This window comes from Moorena sp. SIO4G3 (assembly GCF_010692305.1).
GTDB classification, from domain to species: Bacteria; Cyanobacteriota; Cyanobacteriia; order Cyanobacteriales; family Coleofasciculaceae; genus Moorena; species Moorena producens_A.
The window spans coordinates 17,531-27,553 of sequence record NZ_JAAHIG010000092.1 but is presented as its reverse complement, the minus strand read 5'-3'; the positions used below and the strand labels follow the sequence as shown (position 1 = coordinate 27,553).

Annotated in this window: 8 protein-coding genes; 6 read left to right on the top strand and 2 right to left on the bottom strand. The window is 44.2% G+C overall.

Annotated elements, in window-relative coordinates:
- Positions 1-630: 630 nt before the first annotated feature.
- Positions 631-762, bottom strand: a complete 132-nt coding sequence (locus F6J99_RS17925) for a hypothetical protein (protein WP_267876425.1) — start codon at positions 760-762, stop codon at positions 631-633.
- A 40-nt stretch (positions 763-802) separates the two neighbouring features.
- Between F6J99_RS17925 and ppsA the strand changes: the two genes are divergently transcribed.
- The 3 genes from ppsA to F6J99_RS17910 all read left to right on the top strand — a co-directional run bounded on the left by ppsA (position 803) and on the right by F6J99_RS17910 (position 4,765).
- Entirely contained in the window at positions 803-3,331 is a 2,529-nt protein-coding gene (gene ppsA / locus F6J99_RS17920; RefSeq protein WP_293114080.1) for a phosphoenolpyruvate synthase, read from the top strand.
- An 825-nt stretch (positions 3,332-4,156) separates the two neighbouring features.
- A complete protein-coding gene (locus F6J99_RS17915; RefSeq protein WP_070395900.1) occupies positions 4,157-4,414 on the top strand; it encodes a hypothetical protein in 258 nt (85 codons plus the stop codon).
- 81 nt (positions 4,415-4,495) lie between these two features.
- On the top strand, positions 4,496-4,765 hold the full coding sequence (locus F6J99_RS17910) for a hypothetical protein (protein WP_293114079.1): 270 nt from the start codon (positions 4,496-4,498) through the stop codon (positions 4,763-4,765).
- Positions 4,766-4,836: 71 nt separating this feature from the next.
- On the opposite strand, the gene F6J99_RS17905 is transcribed toward F6J99_RS17910, so the two are convergent.
- Positions 4,837-5,016 carry a hypothetical protein gene (locus F6J99_RS17905; protein ID WP_293114078.1) on the bottom strand — a complete coding sequence of 60 codons (180 nt, stop codon included), beginning with the start codon at positions 5,014-5,016 and terminating at the stop codon, positions 4,837-4,839.
- Positions 5,017-5,205: 189 nt separating this feature from the next.
- Here F6J99_RS17905 and F6J99_RS17900 point away from each other — a divergent pair, with 189 nt between their 5' ends.
- The 3 genes from F6J99_RS17900 to F6J99_RS17890 all read left to right on the top strand — a co-directional run bounded on the left by F6J99_RS17900 (position 5,206) and on the right by F6J99_RS17890 (position 9,891).
- Positions 5,206-5,385: a hypothetical protein gene (locus F6J99_RS17900; protein ID WP_293114077.1), complete on the top strand. Its 180-nt coding sequence runs from the start codon at positions 5,206-5,208 to the stop codon at positions 5,383-5,385.
- A 455-nt stretch (positions 5,386-5,840) separates the two neighbouring features.
- A complete protein-coding gene (locus F6J99_RS17895; protein ID WP_293114081.1) occupies positions 5,841-7,103 on the top strand; it encodes a transposase in 1,263 nt (420 codons plus the stop codon).
- Positions 7,093-9,891: a tetratricopeptide repeat protein gene (locus F6J99_RS17890; RefSeq protein WP_293114076.1), complete on the top strand. Its 2,799-nt coding sequence runs from the start codon at positions 7,093-7,095 to the stop codon at positions 9,889-9,891. The genes F6J99_RS17895 and F6J99_RS17890 overlap by 11 nt, the downstream gene beginning before the upstream one ends.
- The last annotated feature ends 132 nt before the right edge of the window (positions 9,892-10,023 follow it).

The following is a 10,023-nucleotide window of genomic DNA, read 5'->3' as shown; positions in this document are numbered from 1 at the left end:
GAGGGATGATTCTCAACTAGATTAGAAACGATAACGACCCCTTACATTACCCGTAATTATTAGTACACCTAGGCAGAAATTGGTGACTAGTTCCTTGGAAGATGAGGGGGTAAGGGGGTGAGGGGGGGATTTTTCGCGGTCAGCTATTTCCGTGCCTGTTGCACCAGAGACGGAAAATAATGGTATTGATAAATTTATGACTATTTCCTTCAGGTTTTTTACCATATAGCAAATGCCAGAAAAGTTATGTCAACTAAACTACAACTTCCAGAGAAATTATGTAAAATAAACTACAAAAATCTAGAGAGATAACCCAAAGCCTGGAAATTAACTTAAATTCATAGCCTTGTTTATATCTATAAAAAATTTAAATCATTACTCACTTCTACTTAATCATTTCTAATTTATAGTTAAACAACATCGGTGTTGTATATAAAATAAAGTAAAGAAAGATGACCTCCTTTGAGGAAAATTTACTAAACTAGTAGTATCAGCCCCGATAGAGTTGATAGCTCAATGAAGGGGAGAAACGAATGGCTAGGCTAGAGTAAAGAGAATGGCATGTTCCCTGAGGATGTCTTGATGCAAAGCGCGAGTGGGGGTTTCCCCCAAGACCGCCCGGCATCGCTGTCATAATAAGGTGACGTTGTCTGCCGAACAGGCTAAGCGTTGAGTTAAGGCTAGTTCAGCAACTGCCAAAACTTCAGGTGCTTCATCGGACTTTTCACAATCCCATTGAATCCCATTGAGGCAGAAAACCATCTGTACTCCCCTTGGAAGTAAACCTCAGGAGAAGCATCATATGGTCACCACTACTCCAGAAAAAACCCCACTATCTGCCAAAGACTGTGCCAAAGACAATGCCTTCGTCCTCTGGTTTGAGGAAGTTGGTATTGCCGATATCGCCATAGTCGGGGGAAAGAATGCCTCTTTGGGGGAAATGATCCGACAACTTACACCAGTAGGAGTGAGAGTACCGACTGGCTTCGCTACTACAGCCTATGCCTATCGATACTTTATTGACAAAGCTGGGTTAGAAGCCAAGCTGCGCCAGGCATTTTCTGACCTGGATGTGGAAGATGTCAATAACTTGCGACAACGGGGGATGCAAGCGAGAAGCTTAATTCTCAATACCCCATTCCCAAAAGAACTAGCCAATGCGATCGCGCAAGCCTACCAACAACTATGCCAACGCTATGGCAATGATCCCCAGGAATTCTGTGAGCAGTTTGACCCAGAATATCGGCACACTTGGCTACAGTCAAATTACAATACAGATGTAGCAGTTCGTTCCAGTGCCACCGCTGAGGACTTACCTGATGCTAGCTTTGCTGGTCAACAAGAAACCTATCTCAACGTCCACGGAGTAAAAGCGGTTGAGCAAGCGTGTCACAAATGCTTTGCGTCACTTTTTACCAACCGGGCCATCTCCTATCGAACTGTTAAAGGCTTTGACCACTTTGATGTCGCTCTCTCTGTCGGTGTCCAGAAAATGGTGCGCTCAGACCTAGCATCGTCTGGTGTGATGTTCTCCATCGACACCGAAACCGGATTTAAAAATGCGGCTTTAGTAACGGCAGCTTACGGTTTAGGTGAAAACGTTGTCCAAGGAGCAGTCAACCCTGATGAATACCTGGTGTTCAAGCCGACTCTCCAAGAGGGGTATCGCCCTATCCTAGACAAACGTCTAGGCAGCAAAGAAGTCAAAATGGTCTATGATGACGGCGGTAAACTGACGAAAAATATATCAGTACCGCCATCAGAACGGGGAAAATACGCAATCAATGATGAGGAAATTCTCACCCTAGCCAAATGGGCTAGCATCATTGAAGAGCACTATTCCCAGGTGCGGGGTAGCTACACCCCCATGGACATTGAGTGGGCAAAAGACGGGAAAACCGGTGAACTCTTTATTGTTCAAGCCCGTCCGGAAACTGTACAATCCCAGAAATCTACCAATGTTATTTGTCATTATCAACTCAAAGGCGATGTAGAGACATTGCAGGCAACGTCTGTGCTAGCCACCGGTCGCGCCGTCGGTGAAATGATTGGTCAAGGCAAAGCAAGGGTAATTCTGGATGTCAACAAGATTGACCGTTTCCAAGCCAAAGAGGTATTGGTCACGGACAAGACAGATCCGGATTGGGAACCTATCATGAAGAGAGCGAGTGCTATCGTCACTAACCAAGGAGGTCGCACTTGTCACGCTGCCATCATTGCCCGTGAGATGGGTATCCCCGCGATTGTGGGTTGTGGCAATGCCACTAACCAATTGAAGACAGGCCAACCAGTGACAGTTTCCTGTGCAGAAGGAGATGAAGGCAAGGTTTATCAAGGGTTGCTGCCCTTTGAGGTGCAAGAAACACCCCTTGACAACCTACCGCGCACCCGCACCAAAATCATGATGAATGTGGGTAACCCAGAGAAAGCCTTTAGTCTGTCTTCTCTTCCCTGCGATGGGGTGGGGTTAGCTCGGTTTGAGTTCATCATTGCCAATCACATTAAGGCACACCCGATGGCGTTGATTCACTTCGATGAACTCGAAGATCCATCGGTCAAGGAAGAAATTGCTCAGCTGACAGCATTGTATGACCATAAACCTGACTTCTTTGTGGATAAACTAGCCAACGGGATTAGCATTATTGCTGCTGCTTTTTATCCCAAACCAGTTATCGTCAGGATGTCAGATTTCAAGAGTAACGAATACGCCAATCTCTTAGGGGGTCAACAATTTGAACCCAGGGAAGAGAACCCGATGCTAGGATGGCGAGGGGCGTCTCGTTACTGTGATGAAATCTACCGGGAAGCCTATGGTTTGGAATGTAAGGCACTCAAACGGGTACGGGATGAGATGGGACTCACTAACGTTATCCCCATGATTCCCTTCTGTCGCACTCCTGATGAAGGTCGCCGGGTGCTGGCAGAAATGGAAAAACATGGCTTGAAGCGAGGGAACAATGGGTTACAAGTCTATGTGATGTGTGAAATCCCCAGTAACGTTATCCTAGCCGACGAGTATAGCCAAATCTTTGACGGTTTCTCCATCGGTTCTAATGACCTCACTCAATTAACCCTAGGGTTAGACCGTGACTCTGCCTTAGTTGCCCATATCTTTGACGAACGCAACGAAGCAGTGAAACAGATGGTGCGGATGGTGATAGAAAAAGCCAAGAAAAATGGCCGCAAGATTGGTATCTGTGGTCAAGCACCAAGTGACTATCCGGAATTTGCCTGCTTCCTAGTGGAGTTAGGAATTGATTCCATCAGCTTGAACCCTGACTCGGTACTCAAGACACTTCTAGATATCGCCAAGGTAGAAGGAGTAAATTAGTGTCGTGGTGTTAGGTGTTAAGAGTCTTAGGTATTAAGAAATCTACATTACACCTAACCAAATACCTCAATATTTTCCCCATAGAGATGACTGGAATCTCGTCGCATTTAGGGGCAAGTTGCAGCTAGCTTCTAGGTTCAAAACGCCTCCGGTGCGCTTGACCCATTAAGAATTAAATTCGCCACGGGTCGCACCGCAAGGATGCCGAGTTTGGTGCTTGATGTCGCCCAGTTCTTGATCAAAAATCCCAGATCATCTTGGAGGAAGGATGAGTTAATAGCAATAAATTCTCATGTAATTTCAAATCAAAAATTACATTACAAAACTTTAAGATACGCCAGGGGCGAGGGTGATTAACTGGTCCGAAACCATAGAAAACCCTTGGCTAACCATAAACTTGACGTTCCATCAAGGGTTGTTTGTTTAAGAAATATAAAATAGGAGGAATTGGGGATGATAGCTCCAGAGAAATATAAATAAAATCTAAAGATTAGAAAATAAATCAAGAATGGGTAATTAAATAGAACAAATTCCACCATTTTTGATTTTTCCAAATTTATCAAATGTAGATCAGCTGAAATCACTAGTTTTCTTGCTGTCAGGTCAAGGAGAAAACCATGCTAGCCACAACTATGGGAGAAACCACCCTTGATAGCCTTGATGTCTTAGGGCTTGTTGTATGGCTAATGAGGCTCTCTTCAATGGCAAAGCCTAGGGTAAACAGGATCCACAGACAGCAGTTGAACTAGTGCAAGTAGGCCATCGGTATTAAAGGGTGCATTTTTAGACAATTTTTTTTCGAACCATACTATAAAGGGTGTTGACATGTTAACAAAAATTAACGAAACCATCAAACCAAGCTTTGCCGTAGTCTGGAAAACGCTATCATCTGTGCTCCTTGGGATTGCCCATAATTTCCAAGCTATAAAAACCAGGTTTTCCGGAATCTTCTTTAACGAGGTCAACCTAGATTTGATATCTGAGGAAGACAATTGTGAACCCAACCCAGTCATAAAGGTATCAATGTTGACTAATGCTGGCTTGGGCAGTGTGCCGTACTACTGCTTCTTTTGGAAAGGTTGAACCAGTGCAAGTAGGCCATGGGTATTAAAGGGTGCATTTTTAGACAATTTTTTTTCAATCTATACTATAAAGGGTGTTGACATGCTAACAACAATTAACGAAACCATCAAACCAACCTTTGCTGTAGTCTGGCAAAGGCTGTTATCTGTGCTCTTTGGGATGGCCCATAATTTCCAAGCTATCAAAAGCCGGGTTTCAGGCATCTTCTTTAATCAGGCCAACCTAGATTTGATATCTGAGGAAGACAATTGTGAACCCAACCCAGTCATAAAGGTATCAATTTTGACTAATGCTGGCTTGGGCAGTGTACCGTACTACTGCTTCTTGTGGGAAGAACGTAAACTTTACTGATTCCACCTAGTCCAGGCTCGCAGAAATAAGTCACCACTTTCATCTACAGAGGTCGGAGCTGGTCATTTTACTTATTTTGGTTTCCCCTGCACTAGTACTAAGTTTCCTTGACAGTATACTACATTATACCAATTAACGAGAATCCCTGCCTTGCTGAAGGTAGGGATTCTCGTTAATTTCTGGATTAATTGCACATCAATTTCATCTGGCCATCTCCCGATCTGGCCATCTTCCGATCTGGCCATCTGCATCTGTAGCCTTACTTTCACGAATTTGTATTGCTTGGATAGCGCCATAGCTGATTAGGCGGTAAGCTGAGAAGGAGCTGTTGGTGTAACCAACAGTGTGTTAACTGTGGTCTACGGATTGGTCTACGGATTTGAAAACTGGGATCAAACGGCATTCACCCTTTCAGTCATGGAGGTGGCAAACTAGAAGAAATGGATTTAACAAATCGGGGGAGGCAAGAGTGGTTTCGTCTCCGGGACGAAATTCCCCATTCTTCAAAAAGGTGGGGATGGATACTCCCCCTCAAGAGTTGTCAAATCGTGTTATTTGGCACTAATTTAGTATTGGTTGTTGACCTGCCTGACTGTCTCGGAACAGATAACCGTTCGTAGCGGTAAGACGCTTGGTACAAAAAGAGCAGAGTTCAGGGAAGACTCTTGCCCCAGCTGGTTGACCATTGTTGTCATACCAAGGTCAGAGTGGCGAGTTGAGTCTAGGACTGTGGGACGCGCTTCTGAGCCTGTGGAGGGACAGTAAGACCAATTTGTACAAGTACAAAAAGGCGTGACCCATTGAAGCGGGAAGCTCCGAAGACGAATAAAACCGTCTCTCCATGAGCTGAGTTAAGGGCGCGCCCCAATCTCAGTGAAGCGGATTGGGGTAGTTCACGTAGGGGAGTTGATCTTGGCACGTAAGATAGAGCCTCTATCGGAAGCACAAGATGACCAAAAATAGTGGGTCTCAAGCCCCGCCCTTCTAGGGAGGCTTTAAAAATCCTATGTCTTTGAATTAAGGCGCTTTCGTTAGCTCAAGAATGTCATCTAGTTGAGACTTGGAGGTGAGCAAAGTGTTCAATCTAACCTACGAGTTCAAATTAAAACCTAACGCTAAGCAAGTATCTTTGTTTGAAAACTGGCTTGAACAGTGTCGCAAAGTTTATAACTATGGACTAGGGGAAAGAAAGGATTGGTATAAATCTCGTAGTTGTGTAATTAACGCTTGCTCTGTCCGTAGTGAGTACATCATTTCAGCCGATACTAAACGTCCCACTTATGCCAGTCAGTGCCGTGGGTTAACTGCTGCTAGGAAAGCTATTGAAGAGCTTAGAGCTGTTCAAGTCCATGTTTTGCAGCAAACCCTCAAAAGACTAGAAAAAGCCTTTGTTAATATATGGGAGCAAGGGCATGGTTTTCCCCGCTTCAAGAAGCAGGGGCAAATGCGGTCTTTTGTCTTTCCACAACTAGGAGTCAAACCGGTTGAATCCGGGAGAGTCAAATTACCCAAGATTGGCTGGGTGAAGATGTGGCAATCACGGGAAATACCCGCAGATGCTGTAATCAAGCAAGCCAGGGTGGTCAGGCGTGCTACTGGCTGGTATGTAATGTTGACTTTGCAATGGGATGTGGATATTCCCCAGATTATGCCTCATGGGGAACCATTGGGTGTTGACGTGGGAATTACACATTTTGCAGCCGTCAGCAACGGTAAATTGTTTCCTAATCCGCGCCCTTTTAAGCGCCTCGAACGCAAGCTTAAATTGCTGCAGATGAAGGTAAGTAGGAAGCGTATTGGAAGTAGTAACCGTCGCAAAGCACAAGCAAAAGTCAGTAAGTTACACGAACGAATCGCTAACGTCAGGAAGAATTACCATTGGGAATTAGCTCATAATCTTTGTGATTGGGCTGGAATGATCTTTGTTGAAGATCTAAGCCTGAAAGGATTGGCCAGGGGTATGCTGGGTAAGCACTGTTTAGATGCAGGATGGGGTCAGTTTTTCCAAATACTAGAGCAGTGCTGCTTTAAACGTGGAGTTTACTTCCAAAAAGTAGACTCTAAAAAGACTAGCCAAATTTGCCCCAATTGTTTAACTGAAACTGGCAAAAAGACCTTGGCTGAGCGTGTCCATCATTGTGAAAATTGCGGTTATACCACAGATAGAGATGTGGCAGCCGCTCAAGTAGTCTGCCTACGTGGGCTTGCAGCCGTGGGACACACGGTCAAGATGCTTTCTGAGGGCAAGTTCGTCGGAATCCCTGGGAAGAAAGAATCCCCGCGCCTTAAGGCCCGGGGAGTGTCAACAACAGAGAAAGGACGTTCTGATGAAGCTTAAAAATCAAGACATGTTAGCACTGGTGTGGCGAAGCACTATTGTTTTGTCATTCTTCCTGTTGCCTGTTGGCCTTGGCAGTGCCCAATCCATCGAACCTGACCCTCCAAAACAGATAGTCGCTCAGAGCTCAAGTCAAAAGCCAGTTCAAACTGACGCGAATCTTAGCTTTAAGCGGGTGACGCTCCTGTCTAATGTTTTGCTGGTTGTGCTGGTCACTCTGGTACTGCTACTGGTGGCTGCGATCGCAGCGTTGTGGCTGCTAAGAAGGTCTGTGATTCGTGAGGTTGCCCAAATCGTGAGAGCTCACCTCAATGAACTGACTGACTTGGAAGATAAGATTGCCAGTGCTAATAAAAATGTTCAAAGTATCCTAGAAAAAACTGAAGACATTGCCTTGGAGCTAGATCAGCAGGCGGCAGAGTTTAAAGAAGACCTAAGTGTTAAACGAGAAAATCTATCTAAGCTGCTATCCAAATTGTCTCAGTCCCAGCAACAGGCATTAACGACAATCAAGACGCAAAAAAACGATACTCAACAAGAGCTAGAACAATTAGAGACTGACTTGGCATCAAGATTGTCTAAACTCGAGCAAGACGCTAAAAAGCAACGGGATAGTTTTCTGAAGTATCTAGAAAACTTAAGCGCTGAGTTTGCCCCCCAATTATCTGAACTCAAGGGGGATGTGCAAGGCCAGAAAGAGACAATACTGAAGAAACTGAATCAATTAGAGACTGAGTTTGGCTCCGAACTGTCTGATCTGAAAGAAACTGCGGCAAACCAAAAGGACTTAACTTTAAAAGATTTCGAAAAATTAGGTGCTGAATTTACTCCAGAATTATCGAAAATCCAGGCTGATGTGCAAGGCCAGAAAGAGATAATACTGAAGAAACTGAACCAATCAGAGACAGAGTTTGGCTCCGAACTGTCTCAATTGAAAGCCAAGGCTCAAAAACAAAGCAAAGATTACCTGCAAACCCTAGAAAAATCAAGTGCTGACTTTGCTCCTCAACTATCTGAACTTCAGGGGAATGTACAAGAACATAAGGATAAAGTCCTGCAGCAACTAAATCAATCAGAGTCTGATTTTGCTGTTGAACTGTCTGAGCTTAAGGCAAAGGCTGATCAAGAAAGGAACAGTTACCTCAAGAATCTAGAAAAACTCACCTCTGATTTTGCTCCTCAACTATCTTTACTCAAAGCCAATGTCCAAGGGCATCAAGATAAAGTATTGGAGAAACTGAACCAATCAGAGACAGAGTTTGCCTCAAAATTGTCTGAACTTGAAGCCAAGGCTCAACAGCAACGGGATTTAATACTAGAAAATATAAAACAGCTAGAGACAGAGTTTACTCCTCAGCTATCTGATATTAAGGTCGAGGCTGAACAAAAAGCTCAACATAAAATCGATTTAGCCCTTCAGAAGCTAGAGCAATTAGAGACTGACATTACTGAACAAATCACAAAATATCAGTCGAAGATTGAAGGGGAAATCGATAATACTATCCAGCATCTGAAAGAGCTAGAGACTAACTTGAACACTCAGGTTTCTGACTCTCAGTCAGGAATTAAAACCCAGAAGGCTCAGACCATTCAGAGTCTGGAAAAATTAGAAACAGAGGCTAAAACTCAACTTTCTGATTTACAGTCGGACATTCAAAATCGAAAAGATATAATCATTCAAAATCTGGACAAATTGGAAACAACCTTGGCGGCTCAGCTGTCTGAGGTCGAATCTGATGCTCAAACAGAGAAGGATAAGATTATACAACAACTAGCAGAGATTTCCCCAACATCCATTGCAGAAGCTGCTCTGTCTGAAGTGCTGCAAAACACTCAAACTCTGACGGAACAATTAGAACGCCTCAAATCGAACCATCCTAAGTTGTTCTTGAATCCAGATGACTATGTGAATCAGGGGAATACTCTATTCTCTCAAGGGCAGTATCAAGATGCGATCGCTTCCTACGATCAAGTTCTTGACCTTCAACCGAATAACCCTGATATTTGGTACCAGCGAGGTATGGCATTATGGGAATTACAGCAGTATCAAGATGCGATCGCTTCCTATGACAAAGTAATTGAGATCAAGCCAGATGACCCAGATAGCTGGTATCAACGAGGTCTGGCTTTAATGGAACTGCGGCGGTATGAAGGAGCAGTGGTTGCTTTGAATAAGGTGGTTAAACTCAAGCAAGACCACTATAAAGCCTGGTTAAACCGGGGCATGACCCTAAGACGGTTGAGACGCTACGAAGATGCGATCGCTTCCTATGACAAGGCCTTAGAAATTCAGCCAAACTATCATCAAGCTTGGGTTGACCGAGGAGTAGCACTGGGAATGCTACAAAAGCATGAAGACGCGTTTGGATCCTTCGACCAAGCTGTTCAAGTTCAGCCAGATAATACAGTAGCCTGGTTGAATCGAGGCATGGCTCTGGATGTATTAGAAAGATACCAAGAAGCTGTTGCCTCTTTTGACAAGGCTATTGAATTAAATCCCGACTCCCATAAAGCGTGGAATTACAGAGGTTCTACCTTAGTCAAGCTAGAACAGAATGATCAGGCATTGGAAAGCATTAATCGGGCTTTGGAGATTCAACCTGAGTATGCTGCTGGTTATTATAACAAAGCAATCGTTTATTCTTCCCAGGGTCAAGTCACCTTAGCTGTGGAAAACCTAGAGCAGGCGATTGAGCTAAATCCAAGGTATCGGGAAGAGGCGAGTAATGACCCAGATTTTGAGGCTATTTCAGAAGATGATCGGTTCTGGCAGTTGATTGGAAGCTAGAATCCTCTTGATCTCCTCGGTTCCTAAATTATTCCTATTCCATGCTTGGGATCAACTATGAACTAAAGTCTAGTTTAGTCTAGATTGAAATAGCAGGAAATCAGCTTGCACCAAGATATTTCTAGAATCCCA